This window comes from Cupriavidus yeoncheonensis, from assembly GCF_905397275.1.
GTDB classification, from domain to species: domain Bacteria; phylum Pseudomonadota; class Gammaproteobacteria; order Burkholderiales; family Burkholderiaceae; genus Cupriavidus; species Cupriavidus yeoncheonensis.
The window spans coordinates 75,529-95,832 of the sequence record NZ_CAJPUY010000013.1 but is presented as its reverse complement, the minus strand read 5'-3'; the positions used below and the strand labels follow the sequence as shown (position 1 = coordinate 95,832).

Below are 20,304 nucleotides of genomic sequence, written 5' to 3'. Positions count from 1 at the left end.
ATTCCGCAACGGGCTGTGCGGCAGGCGACGGCGGCGTGACACGCGGCAGCCGGGTGCGGGCTGCCGATCGACCTCAGTATCCGGCCGCGCGGTCGACCAGGTTCATCAGTTCCCGGCCATCCCGCATCCGGCGCACGTTCTCGACACACTGCCGCGCGACGAGTTCGTACGACGGATCGCACGCGATATGCGGCGTCGCCTCGATGCGCGGATGGTTCCATACCGGGTCGCCGGGCTCCGGCGGCTCCTTCGCAAACACATCGAGTGCCGCGCCGGCCAGGTGGCCTTCGTCGATCAGCGCGACCAGGTCGGGTTCGACCAGGTGCTCGCCGCGGCCGACGTTGATGAAGAACGCGCCGGCCGGCAGCTGCGACAGCGTCTGCCGGTTGAGCAGCCCCTGTGTCTGCGGCGTGAGCGGCAGCGTGCAGACCAGGATGTCGGTCCGCGCGAGCATGGCGGACAGGCCGGCATCGCCGGTGTAGTCGGTCACGCCGGGGATGCCCTTGCCGCTGCGGCTCCATCCCGCGACCGGAAAGCCGATGGCCGCGAACGTGCGCGCCACGGCGCTCCCGATCTCGCCCATGCCCAGCACGCCGACGCGGCAGCACGAGAGGTCCGGGGCCGGGTGGCGCTTCCATTCGCCACGGCGCTGTTGCTCGGCATAGCTGCCCAGGCGCCGCGCATGGCGCAGGGCCATGGCCAGCACGTAGTGCGCGATGCCGGTCTGCTGGCCCGGGTCGACCACGCGCGTGACCGGCATGCCCGCCGGCAGGTCGGGCGCGGCCAGCAGCTTGTCGACACCGGCCGCGGCGGCGCACACCAGGCGCAGGTTGGGGAAGGCGGGCAGCACGCCGGGCTTCAGGCCCCAGGCCATGATGGCTTCGACTTCGTGCGCGGGCGCGTTCTCGCGGCCGTTCCAGACGGGGATGTCGGGAGCGGCTTCACGCAGCGCGGCGGTGATGGGGCCCGCCATGAACGACGGAAGATGTACGAGGATGCCCATGTCAGTTGCGGAAGTCGGGTTGGATACGGTCCAGGCGGCGCAGCAGGGCGGGCCATGCGAGACCGGAGCCCTTGCCCTTGGTGGCCTGGCGCGCCTGCTGGCCCACGTCGGCGCTGGCGGATTCCGGTACCAGCGTCAGCGGCGTGGCGCCGCTCTGCGCCAGGATCTGGATGCGGCATGCGGATTCCAGCGTGTACATCGTCAGGAACGCGTCGGCCACCGAGCGGCCGCAGGTCAGCAGGCCGTGGTTGCGCAGGATCATCTGCTTGCCGCTGCCGAGGTCGGCCACCAGCCGCGCCTTCTCGTCCTCGCGCAGCGCCACGCCTTCGTAGTCGTGGTAGGCCAGGCCCATGCGCGCGAACATCGCCTGCTGCGAGAGCGGCAGCAGGCCCGCCTGCTGCGCGGACACTGCCACGCCATGCGGCGTGTGGGTGTGCATGACGCAACCGATTTCGGGCCGCGCCTCGTGCACGGCGCTGTGGATGATGAAGCCGGCGGGGTTGACGTCATACGGCGTGTCCAGCACGGGCTGGCCGTGATGGTCGACCTTGACCAGGCTGGACGCCGTGATCTCGTCGAACAGCATGCCGTAGGGGTTGATCAGGAACTGGTCCGGCGCGTCGGGCACGCGTGCCGAGATGTGGGTGAAGATCAGGTCGTCCCAGCCGAAATGCGCGACCAGGCGGTAGGCCGCTGCGAGGTCGACGCGCATCTGCCATTCCGCGTCGGAAACGCGATCCCTGACGGAATCGACGGGTTGTACTTGCGCCATGTGAATGCCTCCGGGGGTGTGTTCTGTGTCGTGAGTGCGGTGGCATTCTGCGCCCGGGCTTGCGCGCAAGTCTGTTAAGTATTGGACAATCTTGCTTTGGCCAGCGGGAGGGTGATGTGAAAGCCGTGGATTCAGGCAGGGCGCTGCCGCGCAGCGTGCTGGCAAGCGGCTGGCTGCGCAATGCGCCGGGCCGCGTGCTTGACGCCGTGCAGAAGGCGGCACGCCGCCAGCGCTTCGGCGACGGCGACATGATCTTCGCGCGCGGCGATCCGCCCACGTATTTCTGCATGGTGCTGGCGGGCCGCGTGCGCATGAGCCGCGTCAGCGCGAACGGGCGCGAGTCGGTCTATTCGGTGGTCGGCCGTGGCCGCTGGTTCGGCGAGATCTCGTTGCTCGACGGCAAGCCACGCACGCATGACGCGTTCGCCGTGGGCAGCACCGAACTGCTGGTGCTGGGCCGGCGCGACTTCGACCGCATCCTGGCCGTGCATCCGGAAGGCATGCAGCTGATCGTCCAGCAGATCTGCGCGCGCCTGCGCGTCGCCTTCGATCACGCCGAGCGCGCACAGCAGGCGCCCGTCGACGCGCGCATGGCCGCGCGCCTGCTGGAACTGGCGGACCGTACCGATCACGTGGTGCGGGTCTCCGCCGAAGACCTCGGCGACATGGTCAACCGCTCGCGCCAGACCGTCGCCAAATACCTGCAGGCATGGGAAGACGCCGGCTGGATCCGGCGCCACTACCGGCAGGTGGAATTGCTGCAGCCGGCGGCGCTGCGGCGGCTCGCGACGGGTTGACCGGCGTGCGCCGCGTGGTACATTCGCCGGTGATGTAAACACCGCTCTATACAAGTCCGGCGGATATCGGCGCGTGACTGCCGACGGGTATCCGCCTCATGGGGAAAACAGTTGTCTCAAGCCTCCGCACAGCCGGGCCGGCCCGCCGCCGGGCTGTCCGACACGCTGCCGGCGCCGCTCTACGCGCGCGTCAAGCAATACATCAGCGGCAAGATCGGCGACGGCAGCTGGCCGCCGCATCATCGCGTGCCGTCCGAAACCGAGCTGGTCGAGGAACTCGGCGTAAGCCGCATGACGGTGAACCGCGCGCTGCGGGAGCTGACGGCTGACGGGTTGCTGGTGCGCATGCAGGGTGTCGGCACATTTGTCGCCGAGCCCAAGCGCAATTCGGCGCTGTACGCGGTCAACAATATCGCCGAGGAGATCGCGGCACGCGGCCGCCGCCACCATGCCAGGGTGGTGAAGAGCAGCGAGGAGCCGGCGGGTGCCGCGCGCGCAGCCGCGCTCGATGTGGGCGAGGGGCAGCGCGTGTTCCACACGGTGATCGTGCATTACGAGGATGATGTGCCGATCCAGCTCGAGGACCGCTATGTCAACGCGACGGTGGCGCCCGACTATCTGGCGCAGGACTTCACCCGCCAGACGCCGTACGAATACCTGTCGCGCGTAGCGCCGCTCACCGAGGGCGAGCACGTGGTCGAGGCCGTGCTGGCCACGCCCGACGAATGTGCGCTGCTGCAGATCGATCGCGGGGAGCCATGCCTGCTGATCCGTCGCCGCACGTGGTCCGCCAGCCGCGTCGTGACGTCGGTGCGCCTGCTTCATCCGGGCTCCATGCACCGGCTGGAAGGACGGTTCAAGTCCTGACGAGGAGCGCTAGGCGCCTCGTATCCGCCTGATTTCAGATAGCGATGACTGCACCCGATGCCCGGCCAGGTCCGGGCATCGTCACATCTGGCCGCTGATCTTGCCGATCCTTAGGAATAACTCGGGAATACCCCAATACATCTGTGCTTGTATATACAAGACTATACACCCCTATCAGGTGATGTTTCCCGGCGTGGCCGGGCCAGTGATTCCGAAGGAGCTGCCGTGAGTGAGAACCCCCAGAACCCGCGATTCCGCGATGTTGAGATCCGTGCCCCGCGTGGCAACCAGCTGACCGCCAAAAGCTGGCTGACCGAAGCGCCGCTGCGCATGCTGATGAATAACCTCGATCCCGAGGTCGCGGAGAACCCGAAGGAACTGGTGGTCTACGGCGGCATCGGCCGCGCCGCGCGCAACTGGGAATGCTATGACCGCATCGTCGAGGTGCTGACCCGCCTGGAAGACGACGAGACCCTGCTGGTCCAGTCCGGCAAGCCGGTCGGCGTGTTCCGCACCCACCGCGACGCGCCGCGCGTGCTGATCGCCAACTCCAACCTGGTGCCGCACTGGGCCAACTGGGAGCACTTCAACGAGCTCGACGCCAAAGGCCTGGCCATGTACGGCCAGATGACCGCCGGCTCGTGGATCTATATCGGCAGCCAGGGCATCGTGCAGGGCACGTATGAAACCTTTGTCGAGGCCGGCCGCCAGCATTACGGCGGCAGCCTCAAGGGCCGCTGGGTGCTGACCGCGGGCCTGGGCGGCATGGGCGGCGCGCAGCCGCTGGCCGCGACGCTGGCCGGCGCGTGCTCGCTGAACATCGAATGCCAGCAGAGCCGCATCGACTTCCGCCTGAAGACGCGCTATGTCGACGAGCAGGCCACCGACCTGGACGACGCGCTGGCGCGCATCGACCGCTACACCGCGCAAGGCAAGTCGGTCTCGATCGCGCTGTGCGCCAACGCCGCCGAAGTGCTGCCCGAGCTGGTGCGCCGCGGGGTGCGCCCGGACATGGTCACCGACCAGACCAGCGCGCATGATCCGCTCAACGGCTACCTGCCCGCCGGCTGGGGCTGGGACGAATACCGCGAGCGCGCCCAGCGCGAGCCGGCCGTGGTGGTGAAGGCCGCCAAGGCCTCGATGGCCGCGCATGTGCGCGCCATGCTGGCCTTCCAGAAGCTGGGCGTGCCGACCTTCGACTACGGCAACAACATCCGCCAGATGGCCAAGGAAGAGGGCGTCGACAATGCGTTCGATTTCCCGGGCTTCGTGCCGGCCTATATCCGACCGCTGTTCTGCCGCGGCATCGGCCCGTTCCGCTGGGCCGCGCTGTCGGGCGATCCGCAGGACATCTACAAGACCGACGCCAAGGTCAAGGAACTGATCCCCGACGACGCCCACCTGCATCGCTGGCTCGACATGGCGCGCGAGCGCATCAGCTTCCAGGGCCTGCCAGCGCGTATCTGCTGGGTGGGCCTGGGCCAGCGCGCCAGGCTGGGCCTGGCGTTCAACGAGATGGTGCGCAGCGGCGAGCTGTCCGCGCCGGTCGTGATCGGCCGCGACCACCTCGATTCGGGCTCGGTCGCCAGCCCGAACCGCGAGACCGAGTCCATGCGGGACGGCTCGGACGCTGTCTCCGACTGGCCGCTGCTCAATGCGCTGCTCAACACCGCGAGCGGCGCGACCTGGGTGAGCCTGCACCACGGCGGTGGTGTCGGCATGGGCTTCTCGCAGCATTCGGGCGTGGTGATCGTCTGCGACGGCACCGATGAAGCCGCCGCGCGCATCGCGCGCGTGCTGAACAATGATCCGGCCACCGGCGTGATGCGCCATGCCGATGCGGGCTACGACATCGCCGTCGACTGCGCACGCGAGCAGGGCCTGGACCTGCCGATGTTGCGCGACTGAGTGCGCGACGGATTGCGCGACGGATTGCGCGACTGATTGCGCCACTGACGAGACCTGCCAACAAGAGCTGCCTGGACGGGCGGGTTGCCCACGCGCCCGGCCCGTTGCGATACCGTTCACGGAGACACCCATGTCCATTCAAAGCACCGCCGGCGCGGCGGTTGCGGCGCCACAGCCGCAGCTGTCACGCGCGCGGGCCATTGCCGCGATCACCATCGGCAATGGCCTGGAGTTCTACGATTTCGTCGTCTACAGCTTCTTTGCCACGCTGATCGGCCGGCTGTATTTTCCTGTCGAGAATCCGACGGGGCAGTTGCTGATGTCGTTCGCCACGTTTGGCGTCGGCTTCCTGATGCGCCCGCTCGGCGGCCTGCTGATCGGCATGTATGCCGACCGCGCCGGGCGCAAGCCGGCCGTCGCGCTGACGCTGTGGCTGATGGGCCTGAGCTCGCTGATCTTCGTGGTGACGCCGTCGTACGCGCAGATCGGCATCCTGGCGCCGGTGATGGTGGTGGTGGCGCGGCTGGTGCAGGGCTTTGCCATCGGCGGCGAAATGGGCGCGTCCACCGCGCTGCTGCTCGAGTACGCCGATGACCGCACGCGCGGCTTCTATACCGCATGGCAGCCGTTCAGCCAGGGCCTGGCGGCGCTGCTGGGCGCGGTGACCGGCCTGGTGCTCAGCAATGTGCTGGCGCCGGCCGAACTGGAAGCGTGGGGCTGGCGCCTGGCGTTCCTGATCGGCATTCTCGTGATTCCGGTCGGCCTGGTGATCCGCCGCCGGCTGGAAGAAACCGCCGCGCCGTTGCATCACGGCGAGCACGCCGCGCAATGGCCGCTGCTGCGCCGGCATGCACGCGAGGTGCTTGCCAGCATCCTGCTGATGATCGGCCTGGCCTCGTCGACCTATATCGTCATCTACTACCTCAGCAACTATGCCGTGAGCGTGCTGAAGATGCCGCTGTCGCTGAGCATCTGGGCCGGCTGCATCGCGGCGCTGGTGCAGGTGGCGCTGTCGCCGTTCGCCGGCCGGCTGGCCGACCGCATCGGCCGCAAGACCGTGGTGCTGTGGTCGCGCGTGGCGCTGCTGGTGATGGTCTACCCGGCATTCGTGCTGATCAACGCCGAGCCTTCGCTGGCACGCTTGCTGGTGGTGGTGGCCTGCCTGTCGGTGCCGATGTCGATGACCGCGCCGGCCTCGATGGTGCTGGTCAGCGAGGTGCTGCCGCAGCGCTTGCGCGCCACCGGCCTGTCGATTGCCTACTGCGTGGCGATTGCCATCTTCGGCGGCTTTGCGCAGTACTTCTCGACGCGCCTGATCCAGATTACCGGTGACACCAATGCGCCGGCGCTCTACGTGATTGCTTGCGGGCTGGTGTCGCTGATCGGGTTGGCGCTGGTGCCCGAGACGCTGGGGCGCCGCCTGAAGTGAGTGCCGTGGTCGACGGCTGCCGAGCCAGCGCGGACATGCCCGCCGGCGGCGGCCCGGACTTGCGTCCCATGCCGGCGACTCCGTACGATATGCGTCTTGCGAACACGGGTTCGATAAAGCGCATATCCCGCCACGGCGCGGGACATGCCGATGACAGGCATCCGGAGACCGCCATGAAGGTGATTACCGCGCAGCAAGCGGCCGCGCTCGTGCAGGACGGCTGGACCGTAGCGAGTGCAGGGTTTGTCGGCGCCGGCCATGCCGAGGCCGTGACCGAGGCGCTGGAGCAGCGTTTCCTGCATGGCGGACTGCCGCGCGAGCTCACGCTGGTGTACTCGGCCGGACAGGGCGACCGCGGCGCGCGTGGTGTGAACCACTTCGGCAATGCCGGCATGACGGCCAGCATCGTCGGCGGCCACTGGCGCTCCGCGACGCGCCTGGCCACGCTGGCCATGGCCGAGCAGTGCGAGGGCTACAACCTGCCGCAGGGCGTGCTCACGCACCTGTATCGAGCGATCGCCGGGGGCAAGCCCGGCGTGATGACGAAGATCGGCCTGCACACCTTCGTCGATCCGCGCACGGACCGGGACCCGCGCTACCACGGCGGTGCCGTCAATGAGCGCGCGCGCCGCGCGCTGGCGGATGGCAAGGCCAACTGGGTCGAGGCGGTGGATTTCCGCGGCGACGAATACCTGTTCTATCCGAGCTTCCCGATCCATTGCGCGCTGCTGCGCTGCACGGCCGCCGACACGCGCGGCAACCTCAGCACGCATCGCGAAGCCTTCCACCATGAACTGCTGGCGATGGCGCAGGCCGCGCACAATTCCGGCGGCATCGTGATCGCGCAGGTCGAAAGCCTGGTGGATCATCACGAGAACCTGCATGCGATCCACGTGCCCGGCATCCTGGTGGACTACGTGGTCGTCTGCGAGAACCCCGCCAACCACCAGATGACGTTTGCCGAGTCGTTCAATCCGGCCTACGTCACGCCCTGGCAGGGCGAGTCGGCCAGCCCGCCGCCCGCCGCGGTGACGCCGGCAGGCACCGCGCCCGACGCACGGACCATCGTGCAGCGCCGTGCCGCCATGGAACTCGGCAGCCGCCGGCCGCGCGTGGTCAACCTTGGCGTCGGCATGCCGGCAGCAGTCGGCATGATGGCCGCCGAAGCGGGGCTCGACGGCTTTACGCTGACGGTGGAGGCCGGGCCGATTGGCGGCACCCCGGCCGACGGCCTGAGCTTCGGCGCATCGGCTTATCCCGAGGCGGTGGTGGACCAGCCCGCGCAGTTCGATTTCTACGAAGGCGGTGGCATCGACCTGGCCATCCTCGGCCTGGCGGAGCTGGATGGCCACGGCAACGTCAACGTCAGCAAGTTCGGCGAGGGCGAGGGCGCGCTGATTGCCGGCGTAGGTGGATTCATCAACATCACGCAGAGTGCGCGCGCCGTCGTGTTCATGGGCACGCTGACGGCGGGCGGGCTGGAAGTCCGCGCCGTCGACGGCAAGCTGCAGATCGTGCGCGAAGGGCGCGTGAAGAAGATCGTGCCCGAGGTTTCGCACCTGAGCTTCAACGGCCCCTATGTAGCGTCGCTGGGTATTTCCGTGCTGTACATCACCGAGCGGGCCGTGTTCGAGATGCGGGCCGGCGACGGGGGCGAGCCGCGCCTCACGCTGATCGAGATCGCGCCGGGCATGGACCTGCAGCGCGACGTGCTTGACCAGTGCGCCACGCCTGTGGCCGTGGCGGAGGACCTGCGCGAGATGGATGCGCGCCTGTTCCGGGCCGGGCCGATGTGCCTCTGAGTACGCCCGGTTGGTCAGGCCGTTGCCGGCAGGCCGTGCTGCGCAAACGGCCACGCGGGCAACGGCGGGCTGGAGCCGTCTGGCGGGCTTGCGGGGCTGCCGGACGGCATGGCCAGGACCGGCACGCCAGCCAGTCCCAGGAAGATGGTGGAAGTCTGCAGGAAGCGGTCGCGCGCGAGGCGAAGGAAGTCCAGGTCCATGTCGATATTCTTGTCGTATTCTGCGGTGGGCCAGTCCCAATGACCGGCGGGTTGTGACGTGCATCATCGCGCCGCCATGTGACATGTTGTTGAAACCCGCGGTGTCCACACTGAATTGGGAAACCTGCTGTGCCGCGTCGCCCACCTGTTCAGTGCGGCGGCAGAGGTGCTAGAATGTAAGTCTTTGATTCGCTTGGGCAAATGCCGTTGAAGGCATTGCCGCGCCGAGATCCGCCCCGGATCCGGCCTCTAGCAAGGCGAGATGAGTTCCAGACGCGTATCCGTTTGTGCCGGGTTCGCCTCCCGCCACACCCCGATACCATGACGACAACGACCCTACCTGACCAGAACACAGCCGAGCAGACGTTCGAGAGCTTTGGCCTGGACGCGCTCATCCTGCGCGCCCTGTCCGAGCAAGGCTATACCAAGCCGACGCCGATCCAGGCGCAGGCCATCCCCGTGGTGATGCTCGGCAAGGATGTGATGGGCGCCGCCCAGACCGGCACCGGCAAGACCGCTGGTTTTGCGCTGCCGATCATCCAGCGCCTGCTGCCGATGGCCAACGCGAGCGCCTCGCCGGCGCGCCACCCGGTGCGCGCGCTGATGCTCACGCCCACGCGCGAGCTGGCCGACCAGGTCTATGACAACGTTGCGCGCTACGCCAAGCACACCGACCTGCGCAGCACGGTGGTGTTCGGCGGCGTGGACATGAATCCGCAGACCGACGCCCTGCGCCGCGGCGTGGAAATCCTGGTGGCCACGCCGGGCCGCCTGCTGGACCACGTGCAGCAGAAGGCGGTGAACCTGTCGCAGGTGCAGATGCTGGTGCTGGACGAAGCCGACCGCATGCTGGACATGGGCTTCCTGCCCGACCTGCAGCGCATCATCAACCTGCTGCCGGCGCAGCGCCAGACGCTGCTGTTCTCGGCCACGTTCTCGCCCGAGATCAAGCGCCTGGCCGCGAGCTACCTGAAGCAGCCGGTCACCATCGAGGTGGCGCGCAGCAACTCCACCAACGAGAACGTGCGCCAGATGGTGTACCAGGTGGAAGACGGCCACAAGCAGGCTGCCGTGGTGCACCTGCTGCGCCAGCGCGCCGAGCAGGGCCTGTCGCGCCAGTGCATCGTGTTCGTCAACAGCAAGATCGGCTGCTCGCGCCTGGCGCGCCACCTGGAGCGCGAGGGCATCAACGCCGCGGCGATCCACGGCGACAAGACCCAGACCGAGCGCATGCAGACGCTGGAAGGCTTCAAGAACGGCTCCATCGATTCGCTGGTGGCCACTGACGTGGCGGCGCGCGGCCTCGACATCCCCGATATGCCGTGCGTGATCAATTTCGACCTGCCGTTCAGTGCCGAAGACTATGTGCACCGCATCGGCCGTACCGGCCGCGCTGGCGCCAGCGGCGACGCGCTGTCGATTTACGTGCCGAGCGACGAGCGCCTGCTGGTCGACATCGAGAAGCTGATCAAGCGCAGCGTCCCGCGCAGCACGCTGGAGGGATTCGATCCCACCGGCGAGAAGGCCCGCCAGGAAGACTCCGACCGACGCCGCCAGCGCGTGGACGTGCGCCGCGCGCGCGGCAACGGTGACAGTGAAGGTGGCGATGACCGTCGGCGCCGCCCGGACCACGGCGGTGGCCGCAACGCGTTCCGGCCGTCGGACGACCCGTTCTTCTCGCGTCCCTACGAGCCCAGCCCGAACAGCAGCTCGGCCAAGCCTGCCGAAGAGATGATTGCGGCGGCGCTGTCGCGTGGCCGCCAGGCGCCCAAGCGCCCCGTCGCGGCCCTGCTGGGCGGCGCGCCGCGCAAGTCCTGATCATCGCGTGAGCCGCGAGGCCGGCGCTGCCTGTCAGCGCCCGGCCACGGCTGGCAGCGTCGTCAGGCGCTGCAGCCAGTCCGCGGTGGCTCGTTCGAGCCAATCCTTCACATCCTTCCCGACATTTCGCAGCCCGAGGTGCTCGCCGGCCATGCGTAGCGCGTCGAGCGGAGCGCTCGTGTCGATCGCCTGGGCGCCGCTCTGCTTGCTCAGCTTTTCTCCGACCGTGTTGACCACCACGGGCACGTGCAGGTAAGTGGGCGTCGGCAGCCCGAGCAGGTGCTGCAGGTGGATCTGGCGTGGCGTGGAGTCGAGCAGGTCGGCGCCGCGCACGATGTGCGTGATGCCCTGCAGGCCGTCGTCGACCACCACCGCAAGCTGGTAGGCCCATAGCCCGTCGGCGCGGCGCAGTACGAAGTCGCCCACCTCGGTTTCAAGGTCCTGGCATTGCCGGCCCTGCCAGCGGTCGTCGAAGCAGATGGTGGCCCCCGGGCCGTCCGGCACGCGCACGCGCCACGCGCGCGGCAGCTTGCCATTGAGCCCGTTGCGGCAGGTGCCCGGATAGCCGAGCGTCTGGTGCCGTTCGCGCACATGCAGCAGCGAATCGGCGATTTCCTTGCGCGAGCAGCCGCAGGGGTAGAGCTGGTCGGCCATGTCCAGGCGATGCAGCGCGTCGGCGTAGAGGGCCTCGCGCCGGCTTTGCCAGACCGGCGCTTCGTCGGGCACCAGGCCCAGCCGTTCGAGCGTCTGCAGGATGTCCGTGTCGGCGCCGCGCACGCAGCGCGGATAGTCGATGTCTTCGATCCGCACCAGCCACTGGCCGTCATGCGCGCGCGCGTCGAGCCACGTGGCCAGTGCGGTCACCAGCGAACCCATGTGCAGCGGGCCGGTGGGCGATGGGGCAAAGCGACCGCGGTAGCCGCTGGCGGATACTGCCATGCGCGTATCTCCGCCTCAGCCGCCCAGGTCCGGTTGCTGCTGCAGCAGTGCCTGCGCCAGCCGCGGGTCTTCGAGCTTGCCCGCCCACCATTGCAGCGCCTTGCCGCGATTGCTCGTGCGCCAGGCCACCTTGAAGTTGCCGGGCGCGCGCACTTCGACGGTCTCGCGCGCCTGCAGCACGCCGCTTTCGATGTGCGGCTGCGCCATCGGCGCCGGCAACCAGCCGCAGCCAAGGCCACGGATCTGCGCTTCGAGCTTGTCGCGCATGGTCGGCACGACCAGCACGTCCTGTCCGGCCAGCACGCCGTGCGTACGCGCCGGCAGGTTGCGCGAGGTGTCGCCCACGGCCACGATCCGGTGCCTGGCGATCTGGACGGTCGTCAGCGGCCCTTCCTCGGTCGCGAGCGGGTGATGCGCGGCCACGGCGAAGACAAAGGGCATGCTGCCCATCGGCCGGATCTGGAAACCCTGCGTGCTGGGGGCGTCATAAGCGCCGCCGATCACCAGGTCGGCGCGGTTGTTGACCAGCGCGTCCCAGGCGCCGCCGAGCACTTCCTTGGCAAAGCGCAGCCGCGTGGCCGTGTTCTCGTCGTAGAAATCCTGGATGACGGGCAGCAGGGCGCGAAAGTTGATCAGGTCGTCCACCACGATGGTCAGCGTGGCCTCCCAGCCCGTAGCCAGCCGCTTGACCCGCCGCGCCAGGTCGTCCGCCGCGTGGAGCAGGTGACGCCCTTCATCCAGCAACGCGCGCCCGGCCGGCGTCAGTTCGGCCCGGTGCCGGCGGCGGTCGAACAGCAGGACGTCGAGGTCTTCTTCGAGCTTGCGCACCACATAGGTCAGCGCGGAGGGCACCTTGCCCATCTCGTGGGCGGCGGCGGCGAAGCTGCCCTTGCGTTCGATGGCGTCCAGGACTTCGAGGGATTCGAGGGAGAGTGGCATATTCAGAAATTCTGAATGATTACTTCTAAGACGATGCCGTTCAATATACGCCACTGCGCCTAAACTTCCTAGCATCGTAAGCAAACGCCATATCCCACGGCACTAAGCCGTAGAGGGAAGGCAAGCCAGGGCCACAAGGAGGGCCATCAAAATGATTGAAATCAGAAGGTCGGAAGAGCGCGGTTACGCGGACCATGGCTGGCTGAAGTCGTATCACTCGTTCTCCTTTGCCGACTACTACGATCCGCAGCACACCCAGTTCGGGCCGCTGCGCGTGATCAATGAGGACCGCGTCGCGCCGGGCATGGGCTTTGGCACCCATGGTCACCGCGACATGGAAATCATCAGCTATGTGCTGGAAGGCGAGCTGGCGCACAAGGACAGCATGGGCAACGGCAGCGTGATCCGCCCGGGCGACGTGCAGCGCATGAGCGCAGGCACCGGCGTGCGGCATTCGGAGTACAACCACGCCGCCCACGACACCACGCATTTCCTGCAGATCTGGATCATGCCGAACCAGACCGGCATCGAGCCGGGCTATGAGGAAAAGCGCTTCGATGCGGAGGACAAGCGCGGCCGGCTGCGTCTGGTTGCCAGCTCGGATGGCGCGGAAGGCTCGGTGCTCGTGCATCAGGACATGCGCCTGTACGCAGGCCTGTTCGACGGCGACGAGTCCGCCACGCTGGCGCTGCAGCCCGGACGCCGTGCCTACGTGTATGTGGCGCGTGGCCGGATCGCCATCAATGGCCAGACGCTGGAAACCGGCGACGCGGCCAAGCTGGAGTCCGTGGACGCCCTGGCGCTGACGCAGGGCGAAGGCGCCGAAGTCCTGGTCTTCGACCTGCCCTGATCCCGGGGGCCGGGCCGGCGCGGAACCGACGCGCTGCACCGCCGTTCCAACACAGCCCGCCGGCCCGCGCCCGCGGGCTGTCTGCCTTTAGAACCCATTTTGAAATGGGTTCTTAGGGCGGTATCGTCGTCGGGCATGTACCGCTGTGCTATCTTCTCGCTATGTATTTGCGACCGGCCCGGCACATCGCCGGCAGGTTGCCGCCCCCTAGTTTCCGGCCTGGCCGACACCGGGCCCGTCACCCAGTACCGAGATGACCTTCGTATCCGTTCTCCTGGCGCTGATCGCAGAGCAGTTCCGCGCCCTGGGTCGCAACAACCCGATCCACGAGATCGTGCGCGCGCTGGGTGACCGCGCCGAACACGCGTTCGACACCGGCCGCCCGCGCGACGCCGCGCTGGCCTGGCTCACCGTGGTGCTGCCGCTCACGCTGGCCGTGATGGTGGTGCACTACCTGCTCGCGTCGATCAGCGTCGCGCTCACGCTCGCGTGGAACGTGCTGGTGTTGTACCTGACGCTGGGCTTCCGCCAGTTCAGCCACTATTTCACCGATATCCACGAGGCGCTGAACCGCGACGACCTGCTCGCGGCGCGCGCGCTGCTGCATGAGTGGACCGGCATCGACACCATCGAGATGCCGGTGACCGAGATCGTGCGCCACACGCTTGAAGCGGCGATCGTGGCCGTGCACCGCCATGTGTTCGGCGTGTTCTTCTGGTTCCTGGTGCCGATCGGGCCGGGCGGGGTGGTGCTGTACCGCGCCGCCGAATTCCTGGGCCGCCAGTGGAACCTGCCGTCGACCGAACGCAGCCCGGCGCTGGGCCGCTTCGCCGCGCGCGCGTTCTACGTGCTCGACTGGGTGCCTTCGCGGCTGACGGCGATCGGGTTTGCGATCGTGGGCAATTTCGAGGACGCGGTCTACGCGTGGCGCAACCACGCCCGCAAGTGGAACGACGCGGTCAACGGCATCCTGCTCGCAAGCGGTGGCGGGGCGCTGGGCGTGCGCCTGGGCACGCCGCTACCGGAAGACGACTCCAGCGTCGTGCTGCGCACCAGCATGGCGGCTGGCCCCGCGATCGACTACGCACCGGGCATGGAAGAGGACAACGGCCCCGAGCCCGTGGCGCCGGAGTTCGGCGCGGAGCCGGGCGTGCGTACGCTGCAGTCTGCGGTGGGGCTGGTGTGGCGCGCCGTGGTGCTGTGGATGCTGCTGCTGGCGATGCTGTCGCTGGCGCTTTGGGTGGGCTGAGCGGTGGGCTGAGCGCTGGGCTGAGCGGTGGGCTGAGCGGTGGGCTGACCGGTGGGCTGACCGGTCGGCTGATCTAATCCCGCGACGCGCCGCAGCGCCAGCAGGCGCCGAACTGCGGCTCATGCCATTCGTGGCAGTGGCGGCACTGCCAGTGCGGCCCCGGCGGCGGTTCCGCCGCCGTTTTCAGCGCGGCCCAGGCCTGCGCCTCCATGTGATCATCGAGAATCCAGACCTGCGGCGCGCTTTCCCGGAACGGGATTTCGCCGATCGCGCCTGACAGCCACGTGTTGCGCAGTTCGGCGCGGATGCCGGCAGCGCGCAACACGTTGCGGCAATGCGCCGCGTGCACGATCGAGGTGGCGGACAGCAGCAGTTTCATTGGCAGCGCACCGGCAATGCAGGTGCAGCCACCTTACCACGGCTACCAGGGCTTCTGCTGGCTGGATTCGTGCAGGAGCTGCGTGTAGAGCTGGTGGCGGCGCTCCGAAATGCCGCCGTTCTCGATCGCGGCCAGCACGCCGCAGCCCGGCTCGTTGACGTGGTGGCAGTTGTAGAAGCGGCACTCGGTCAGGAGCGGCCGGAATTCCGGGAACGCGCGTTCCAGCATGCCCTCGCTCAGGTGGTGCAGGCCGAATTCCTGGAAGCCCGGCGAATCGAACAGGCAACCCCCGTGGCCATCCACGTTGCCCCATTCGGGCGGCAGGTGGTACAGGCGCGTGAAGGTCGTGGTGTGCTTGCCGGAATCGAGCTTGGCCGAGATCTCGCGCGTCTGCGCCTCCACACCCGGGATCAGCAGGTTGAGCAGCGACGACTTGCCCATGCCCGACTGGCCGATCAGGATGCTGGCGAGCCCGGCCAGACGCGGCTTCAGCGCGGCCAGGGCATCGTCCGGGGCACCGTGCACCGACAGCTCGACCGTGTCGTAGCCGAGGTCCCGGTACAGCGCGAGCCTGCGGCGCGAATCGTCGAGGCGGTCGGGCAGGTCGGTCTTGTTGAGCAGGATCAGCGGGCGGATCTCCATGGCCTCGGCCGAGACCAGCGCGCGCCCGAGCAGATCCTCCGAAAAACCAGGCTCGGTGGCCAGCACGACCACCACCTGGTCGATATTCGCCGCCAGCAGCTTGGACTTGAACTGGTCAGAGCGGTACAGCAGGTTCTTGCGCGGCCTGACGGCGGTGATCACGCACTGGTCGACCGCGGTGCGTTCCACGCTGACATGGTCGCCCACCGCGGTGTCGCTCTTCTTGCCGCGCGGGAACGCGTGCATGTGCGTGCCGTCGGCCAGCTCCACCACGTAGTGGCGGCCGTGCGCGGCAATGACCAGGGCGCCTTCGGCGGTCTTGCCGGTGCCGGTATTACCGCCGGCGATACGGTGTCGGCTGGTGCGGCTCATGCGTGCGCCAGCAGTCGGTCGATCCGCTGCGCGGCGGGCGGGTGCGAGTAGTAGAACGCGCTGTAGAGCGGGTCGGGCGTCAGCGTGGAAGCGTTGTCCTTGTACAGCTTGACCAGTGCCGAGACCAGGTGGCTGGCGTTGGTCTGGTCCGCGGCAAAGGCATCGGCCTCGAACTCGTGCCGGCGCGACGACTGGCTGGACAGGGGGCCCAGCAGGAAAGTGAACACCGGCAGCGTCAGGAAGAACAGCACCAGCGCCAGCGCGCTGTTGGAGACGCCCAGGTTGGGCGCCACGCCCAGCCCGGTATAGAACCACGTGCGCGTCGACAGCCAGCCCAGCAGGGCCAGGAAGACCAGGCTCAGCGCGAACGTCACGACGATGCGCTTGGCCACGTGGCGGCGCTTGAAGTGGCCGAGTTCATGCGCCAGCACCGCCTCGATCTCGTCGCCCGACAGGCGCGAGAGCAGCGTGTCGAAGAAGACGATGCGCTTGGCCGCGCCAAAGCCGGTGAAGTAGGCATTGCCGTGCGCGCTGCGCTTGCTGCCGTCCATCACGAACAGGCCCTTGCTGGCAAAGCCGCATTTCCGCATGAGTGCCTCGATGCGCTGGCGCAGCGACTCATCGTCGAGCGGCTCGAACTTGTTGAACAGCGGCGCGATGAAGGTGGGGAACACGATCAGCAGCAGCAGGTTGAAGGCCATCCACACCAGCCAGGTCCAGACCCACCACAGGCTGCCGGCGCGGTCCATCAGCCAGAGCACCGCCAGCAGCAGCGGCAGGCCCAGCGCGCAGGCGACCAGCAGCATCTTGACCATGTCGGCCAGCCACAGGCCGGGCGTCATCTTGTTGAAGCCGAAGCGCTCCTCGATGCCGAACTGGCCATACAGCGTGAAGGGCAGCTCCGCCACCCCGCCGATCAGCGCCACGCTTGCGATCAGCGCCACGCCGTAGGGATAGCCGGGGCCGAACATGCCGAGCCAGAACTGGTTCAGCCACTGCAGCCCGCCCAGCATGGTGAAGCCGATCAGCACCGCTGCGCCGGCCAGTACCTCGAGCATCGACAGGCGCGTGCGCGCAATGGTGTAGTCGGCTGCCTTCTGGTGCGATGGCAGCGCGATGGTGTCGGCAAAGCGGGGCGGCACGGCGTTGCGGTGCAGGCCAACATGGCGCACCTGGCGGGCCGCCAGCCACAGCTTGGTTAGCACCATGACGACCAGCGCGGCGAGGAATATGAGGGTGAACATCGGCAGGAGCCTTGTTGGCGAAGGCAGTGGCGACCACGGGTGACCGACGCTGCGCAGGTTATCCGCGTGGGGCGCCGCAGGTGCGCTGCGACGGACACGACGGACGATATGCGAGAATTATAAGTTGTTCGCGCGCGCGGGACTTCCGCGGCGCTTTTCCCTACAGCCAGACACCGCAGTCCAGATGACAAGCCAATCCGCCACCAAATCCGTCAAGAGTGAACACAACCTGGTCTGGTTGGACATGGAGATGACCGGCCTGTCGCCGGAAAACGACCGCATCATCGAGGTTGCGATCGTCGTGACCGATTCCGAACTCAACATCCTGGCCGAGGGCCCGGTGCTGGTGATCCACCAGTCCGACGCCGTGCTCGACGGCATGGACAACTGGAACAAAGGCACCCATGGCCGCTCGGGCCTGATCGACAAGGTCAAGGCCTCGACCCTGACCGAAGAGCAGGCCGAAGCCGAGCTGCTGGCCTTCCTCAAGCGCTGGGTGCCGGCCAGCAAGTCGCCGATGTGCGGCAACTCGATCTGCCAGGACCGCCGCTTCATGGCGCGCTACATGCCCAAGCTGGAGGCGTTCTTCCATTACCGCAACCTGGACGTGTCGACGCTCAAGGAGCTGTGCAAGCGCTGGGAGCCGGCGATCCACAAGGGCTTCGTCAAGCGCCAGCTGCATACGGCGCTGGCCGATATCCTGGAGTCGGTCGAGGAACTGCGCTACTACCGCACGCACTTCATTCGCCATACGCCTGCTGCACCGGCTGCACCGGCTGCACCGGCTGCACCTGCAGCGCCCGCCACGCCGGGCGCCGACACCGCCGCGCAATAAACAAGAACCGGCGGGCCGGCCAGCGGCCGGTCACGCCGCCCGCCTGCATCGTGCGGGCCGCCTTAGCTTCGCTCCGCCCGCTCAGCCCGTCCCATGTTTGCCCGCATCGTCTCCATCATCACGCCGGTCATCCTGATCATCCTGGTGGGCTGGCTGTACGGACGCAAGGCGCACCCGGACATGGCGGGCATCAACCGCGCGACGCTGGACGTGATCGCGCCGCTGCTGGTGGTGTCGGCCTTCGTCAGCAAGGAGTTCGTGCTGGCCGACCAGCTCGTGCTGCTGGCCTGCGCGATCGCGGTGGTGATCGGCTCGGGCGTGCTCGCGTGGATCGTTGCGCGCGCGCTGCGGGTCGATCCGCGCACCTTCGTGCCGCCGATGATGTTCAACAACTGCGGCAACATGGGGCTGCCGCTGTCGGTCTTTGCCTTCGGGCCGGCCGGCCTGGCGCCTGCGGTGGCGTTGTTCGCGGCATCGAATCTCATGCATTTCACGATCGGCATGAAGATCGTCAACCGCCATGCTTCGATCACGCAGATCGCGCGCAACCCGATGGTGCTGGCTACCGTGGCCGGCGTGGGGCTGTCGCTGGCCAAGCCGTGGTTCGCATTGCCGGAGCCGGTCTACCAGTCCATCAAGCTGCTCGGCGATGCCACGGTCCCGCTGATGCTGTTCGCGCTTGGTGTGCGCATGAAGGACGTGAGCCTGCGCAACTGGGGCATGGGGATCGTGGGGGCCGTCGCATGTCCGCTCACGGGCATCGCGGTGGCGCTGGCGCTCGCGCACTGGGTGCCGCTGACCGGGCTGCAGCGCGGACTGCTCTTCGTCTTTGCCGCGCTGCCGCCAGCGGTGCTGAACTTCCTGGTGGCCGACCACTTCCGGCAGGAGCCGGACCAGGTGGCATCGATCGTGATGCTCGGCAATATTGCCGCCGTGCTGTTCGTGCCGGTGGGGCTCTACCTGGGCCTGCGCTAAGCCCCGGGGTTTGCTGCCGCTCAGGCGGCGGGCTTGCTGCGGATCGCCTGCTTGGGCCGCCAGGCCTTCACCACGCTCTCGTCGGTCTCGACGTAGGGGCCGCCGATCAGGTCGATGCAGTAGGGCACCGCCGCAAAAATGCCCTGGACGACCGGCTTGCCGGCCTCGTCGCGCAGGCCTTCGAGCGTTTCGCGAATGGCGCGTGGCTGGCCCGGCAGGTTGATGATCAGCGCCGCGCGGCTCGCCGTTTCGCGGATCACCGCCACCTGGCGCGACAGGATCGCCGTCGGCACGAAATGCAGGCTGACCTGGCGCATCTGCTCGCCGAAGCCGGGCATCTCCTTGGTCGCCACCGCCAGCGTGGCTTCGGGGGTGACATCGCGGCGCGCGGGCCCGGTGCCGCCGGTGGTCAGGACCAGGTCGCAACCGGCGACGTCCACCAGATCGATCAGCGTGCGCGAGACCAGCGCCTGCTCATCCGGGATCAGCCGCTCGACGCCCTGCCAGGGCGAGGTCAGCGTGCGGCCAAACCATTCGCGCAGCGCCGGGATGCCTTCGTCCTGGTAGGTGCCGGCCGAAGCGCGGTCGGAAATCGAGACGAAACCGACCACGAGCTCGTCGGGGTGGTTGCGGGCGATCGGTTGCGTGGTCTGCGTCATGCGTCGGGCTCCGGGGTAGGGGGTTGCTCGCTTGCCGCTGCCGCGCCGTCCTTGGCTTCCAGCGCGGTCTTGATGGCCTGGAACAGCTCGCGGAAGTAGCGCGGCGGCTTGGCCTGCTCCTTTTCCCTGCGGGCGCTGCGGATGATGTTGCGCAGGGTCTGCACGTCGCTGCCGGGGTGCTCGCCCAGGAAGCGGGTGAGCGCGGCGTCGTCGGCCAGCAGCAGCTCGCGCCAGCGTTCGATCAGGTGCATGCGCGCGGTCTCGGCCTTGCTGGTGCCCTTGAAGCCTTCGAGGGCGCCGCGGATGGCGTCCACTTCGTCGTCTTCCAGGCCACGCATGACCTTGCCCACGAACTGCATCTGCCGCCGCTTGCCTTCGTGGCTGGTGGTGCGCCGTGCTTCGTGGATGGCGTCGGCCAGCGCTTCGGGCATCGGGACGCGCGTCAGGCGGTCCTTGGGCAGGGCTTCCAGTTCAGCGCCAATGGCCTGCAGGGCGGTCATGTCGCGCTTCTTCTGCGACTTGCTTTTGGGCTCGTCCATATCGGGTTCCGGCGCAAAGGCGCCAGGAAAGCGGGAGCCGGGGGAATTACGGGAATTTCGCGTCATGGACGGCATTTTATCTTGCT

Annotated in this window: 20 protein-coding genes; 10 read left to right on the top strand and 10 right to left on the bottom strand. The window is 68.0% G+C overall.

Annotated features, from left to right (window positions below):
* Positions 1-73 precede the first annotated feature (73 nt).
* Positions 74-1,003, bottom strand: a complete 930-nt coding sequence (locus KHO22_RS18670; RefSeq protein WP_211948653.1) for a 2-hydroxyacid dehydrogenase — start codon at positions 1,001-1,003, stop codon at positions 74-76.
* A 1-nt stretch (position 1,004) separates the two neighbouring features.
* Entirely contained in the window at positions 1,005-1,775 is a 771-nt protein-coding gene (locus KHO22_RS18665; protein ID WP_211948652.1) for a class II aldolase/adducin family protein, read from the bottom strand.
* Between the two features lie 125 nt (positions 1,776-1,900).
* Here KHO22_RS18665 and KHO22_RS18660 point away from each other — a divergent pair, with 125 nt between their 5' ends.
* The 5 genes from KHO22_RS18660 (at position 1,901) to KHO22_RS18640 (ending at position 8,578) form a co-directional block, all read left to right on the top strand.
* The gene (locus KHO22_RS18660) at positions 1,901-2,572 is read left to right on the top strand and encodes a Crp/Fnr family transcriptional regulator (protein ID WP_230426923.1); all 672 of its coding nucleotides are present in this window, start codon (positions 1,901-1,903) and stop codon (positions 2,570-2,572) included.
* Between the two features lie 111 nt (positions 2,573-2,683).
* Positions 2,684-3,439 (top strand): histidine utilization repressor, encoded by a 756-nt coding sequence (hutC, locus tag KHO22_RS18655; RefSeq protein WP_211948650.1) that lies wholly within the window; start codon positions 2,684-2,686, stop codon positions 3,437-3,439.
* A 225-nt stretch (positions 3,440-3,664) separates the two neighbouring features.
* On the top strand, positions 3,665-5,347 hold the full coding sequence (gene hutU, locus KHO22_RS18650; RefSeq protein WP_211948649.1) for a urocanate hydratase: 1,683 nt from the start codon (positions 3,665-3,667) through the stop codon (positions 5,345-5,347).
* A gap of 130 nt (positions 5,348-5,477) precedes the next feature.
* Positions 5,478-6,776 carry an MFS transporter gene (locus tag KHO22_RS18645; RefSeq protein WP_211948648.1) on the top strand — a complete coding sequence of 433 codons (1,299 nt, stop codon included), beginning with the start codon at positions 5,478-5,480 and terminating at the stop codon, positions 6,774-6,776.
* 173 nt (positions 6,777-6,949) lie between these two features.
* Positions 6,950-8,578: an acyl CoA:acetate/3-ketoacid CoA transferase gene (locus KHO22_RS18640; RefSeq protein ID WP_211948647.1), complete on the top strand. Its 1,629-nt coding sequence runs from the start codon at positions 6,950-6,952 to the stop codon at positions 8,576-8,578.
* 14 nt (positions 8,579-8,592) lie between these two features.
* Here the strand turns inward: KHO22_RS18640 and KHO22_RS18635 are convergent, their stop codons facing one another.
* Positions 8,593-8,778: a hypothetical protein gene (locus KHO22_RS18635; RefSeq protein ID WP_211948646.1), complete on the bottom strand. Its 186-nt coding sequence runs from the start codon at positions 8,776-8,778 to the stop codon at positions 8,593-8,595.
* Between the two features lie 321 nt (positions 8,779-9,099).
* Between KHO22_RS18635 and KHO22_RS18630 the strand changes: the two genes are divergently transcribed.
* Entirely contained in the window at positions 9,100-10,596 is a 1,497-nt protein-coding gene (locus KHO22_RS18630; protein ID WP_211948645.1) for a DEAD/DEAH box helicase, read from the top strand.
* Between the two features lie 33 nt (positions 10,597-10,629).
* Here KHO22_RS18630 and gluQRS read toward each other — a convergent pair whose 3' ends face one another.
* Complete coding sequence (gene gluQRS / locus KHO22_RS18625; RefSeq protein ID WP_211948644.1) at positions 10,630-11,535, bottom strand: tRNA glutamyl-Q(34) synthetase GluQRS; 906 nt, start codon at positions 11,533-11,535, stop codon at positions 10,630-10,632.
* Positions 11,536-11,550: 15 nt separating this feature from the next.
* Entirely contained in the window at positions 11,551-12,474 is a 924-nt protein-coding gene (locus tag KHO22_RS18620; RefSeq protein ID WP_211948643.1) for a LysR family transcriptional regulator, read from the bottom strand.
* A 151-nt stretch (positions 12,475-12,625) separates the two neighbouring features.
* Here KHO22_RS18620 and KHO22_RS18615 point away from each other — a divergent pair, with 151 nt between their 5' ends.
* On the top strand, positions 12,626-13,324 hold the full coding sequence (locus tag KHO22_RS18615) for a pirin family protein (RefSeq protein ID WP_211948642.1): 699 nt from the start codon (positions 12,626-12,628) through the stop codon (positions 13,322-13,324).
* 253 nt (positions 13,325-13,577) lie between these two features.
* Positions 13,578-14,573 carry a CobD/CbiB family protein gene (locus tag KHO22_RS18610; protein WP_211948641.1) on the top strand — a complete coding sequence of 332 codons (996 nt, stop codon included), beginning with the start codon at positions 13,578-13,580 and terminating at the stop codon, positions 14,571-14,573.
* 73 nt (positions 14,574-14,646) lie between these two features.
* On the opposite strand, the gene KHO22_RS18600 is transcribed toward KHO22_RS18610, so the two are convergent.
* Genes KHO22_RS18600 through KHO22_RS18590 form a run of 3 tightly spaced genes read right to left on the bottom strand, consistent with a single transcriptional unit; the run spans position 14,647 to position 17,210 of the window.
* Positions 14,647-14,952, bottom strand: coding sequence for a putative signal transducing protein (locus KHO22_RS18600; RefSeq protein ID WP_211948640.1), 306 nt, complete (start codon positions 14,950-14,952; stop codon positions 14,647-14,649).
* A gap of 42 nt (positions 14,953-14,994) precedes the next feature.
* Complete coding sequence (gene rsgA / locus KHO22_RS18595) at positions 14,995-15,966, bottom strand: ribosome small subunit-dependent GTPase A (protein WP_211948639.1); 972 nt, start codon at positions 15,964-15,966, stop codon at positions 14,995-14,997.
* Positions 15,963-17,210: a M48 family metallopeptidase gene (locus tag KHO22_RS18590; RefSeq protein WP_211948638.1), complete on the bottom strand. Its 1,248-nt coding sequence runs from the start codon at positions 17,208-17,210 to the stop codon at positions 15,963-15,965. The genes rsgA and KHO22_RS18590 overlap by 4 nt, the downstream gene beginning before the upstream one ends.
* A gap of 184 nt (positions 17,211-17,394) precedes the next feature.
* Between KHO22_RS18590 and orn the strand changes: the two genes are divergently transcribed.
* Both orn and KHO22_RS18580 read left to right on the top strand, forming a co-directional pair.
* The gene (orn, locus tag KHO22_RS18585) at positions 17,395-18,045 is read left to right on the top strand and encodes an oligoribonuclease (protein ID WP_211948637.1); all 651 of its coding nucleotides are present in this window, start codon (positions 17,395-17,397) and stop codon (positions 18,043-18,045) included.
* A gap of 93 nt (positions 18,046-18,138) precedes the next feature.
* Entirely contained in the window at positions 18,139-19,020 is an 882-nt protein-coding gene (locus tag KHO22_RS18580) for an AEC family transporter (protein WP_211948636.1), read from the top strand.
* A gap of 20 nt (positions 19,021-19,040) precedes the next feature.
* On the opposite strand, the gene mog is transcribed toward KHO22_RS18580, so the two are convergent.
* Complete coding sequence (gene mog, locus KHO22_RS18575) at positions 19,041-19,679, bottom strand: molybdopterin adenylyltransferase (protein ID WP_211948635.1); 639 nt, start codon at positions 19,677-19,679, stop codon at positions 19,041-19,043.
* Complete coding sequence (yjgA, locus tag KHO22_RS18570) at positions 19,676-20,284, bottom strand: ribosome biogenesis factor YjgA (RefSeq protein WP_420839619.1); 609 nt, start codon at positions 20,282-20,284, stop codon at positions 19,676-19,678. The genes mog and yjgA overlap by 4 nt, the downstream gene beginning before the upstream one ends.
* Positions 20,285-20,304: the final 20 nt, after the last annotated feature.

What these genes read in the sequence shown, in the direction of transcription:
- KHO22_RS18630 (WP_211948645.1), top strand. Translation starts at nt 9,100, where the DNA reads ATGACGACAACGACCCTACCTGACCAGAACACAGCCGAGCAGACGTTC.
- yjgA (WP_420839619.1), bottom strand. Translation starts at nt 20,284, where the DNA reads ATGACGCGAAATTCCCGTAATTCCCCCGGCTCCCGCTTTCCTGGCGCC.
- KHO22_RS18645 (WP_211948648.1), top strand. Translation starts at nt 5,478, where the DNA reads ATGTCCATTCAAAGCACCGCCGGCGCGGCGGTTGCGGCGCCACAGCCG.
- KHO22_RS18580 (WP_211948636.1), top strand. Translation starts at nt 18,139, where the DNA reads ATGTTTGCCCGCATCGTCTCCATCATCACGCCGGTCATCCTGATCATC.
- KHO22_RS18620 (WP_211948643.1), bottom strand. Translation starts at nt 12,474, where the DNA reads ATGCCACTCTCCCTCGAATCCCTCGAAGTCCTGGACGCCATCGAACGC.
- KHO22_RS18640 (WP_211948647.1), top strand. Translation starts at nt 6,950, where the DNA reads ATGAAGGTGATTACCGCGCAGCAAGCGGCCGCGCTCGTGCAGGACGGC.
- gluQRS (WP_211948644.1), bottom strand. Translation starts at nt 11,535, where the DNA reads ATGGCAGTATCCGCCAGCGGCTACCGCGGTCGCTTTGCCCCATCGCCC.
- KHO22_RS18600 (WP_211948640.1), bottom strand. Translation starts at nt 14,952, where the DNA reads ATGAAACTGCTGCTGTCCGCCACCTCGATCGTGCACGCGGCGCATTGC.
- KHO22_RS18665 (WP_211948652.1), bottom strand. Translation starts at nt 1,775, where the DNA reads ATGGCGCAAGTACAACCCGTCGATTCCGTCAGGGATCGCGTTTCCGAC.
- KHO22_RS18615 (WP_211948642.1), top strand. Translation starts at nt 12,626, where the DNA reads ATGATTGAAATCAGAAGGTCGGAAGAGCGCGGTTACGCGGACCATGGC.
- KHO22_RS18610 (WP_211948641.1), top strand. Translation starts at nt 13,578, where the DNA reads ATGACCTTCGTATCCGTTCTCCTGGCGCTGATCGCAGAGCAGTTCCGC.
- KHO22_RS18635 (WP_211948646.1), bottom strand. Translation starts at nt 8,778, where the DNA reads ATGGACCTGGACTTCCTTCGCCTCGCGCGCGACCGCTTCCTGCAGACT.
- KHO22_RS18590 (WP_211948638.1), bottom strand. Translation starts at nt 17,210, where the DNA reads ATGTTCACCCTCATATTCCTCGCCGCGCTGGTCGTCATGGTGCTAACC.
- rsgA (WP_211948639.1), bottom strand. Translation starts at nt 15,966, where the DNA reads ATGAGCCGCACCAGCCGACACCGTATCGCCGGCGGTAATACCGGCACC.
- mog (WP_211948635.1), bottom strand. Translation starts at nt 19,679, where the DNA reads ATGACGCAGACCACGCAACCGATCGCCCGCAACCACCCCGACGAGCTC.
- orn (WP_211948637.1), top strand. Translation starts at nt 17,395, where the DNA reads ATGACAAGCCAATCCGCCACCAAATCCGTCAAGAGTGAACACAACCTG.
- KHO22_RS18670 (WP_211948653.1), bottom strand. Translation starts at nt 1,003, where the DNA reads ATGGGCATCCTCGTACATCTTCCGTCGTTCATGGCGGGCCCCATCACC.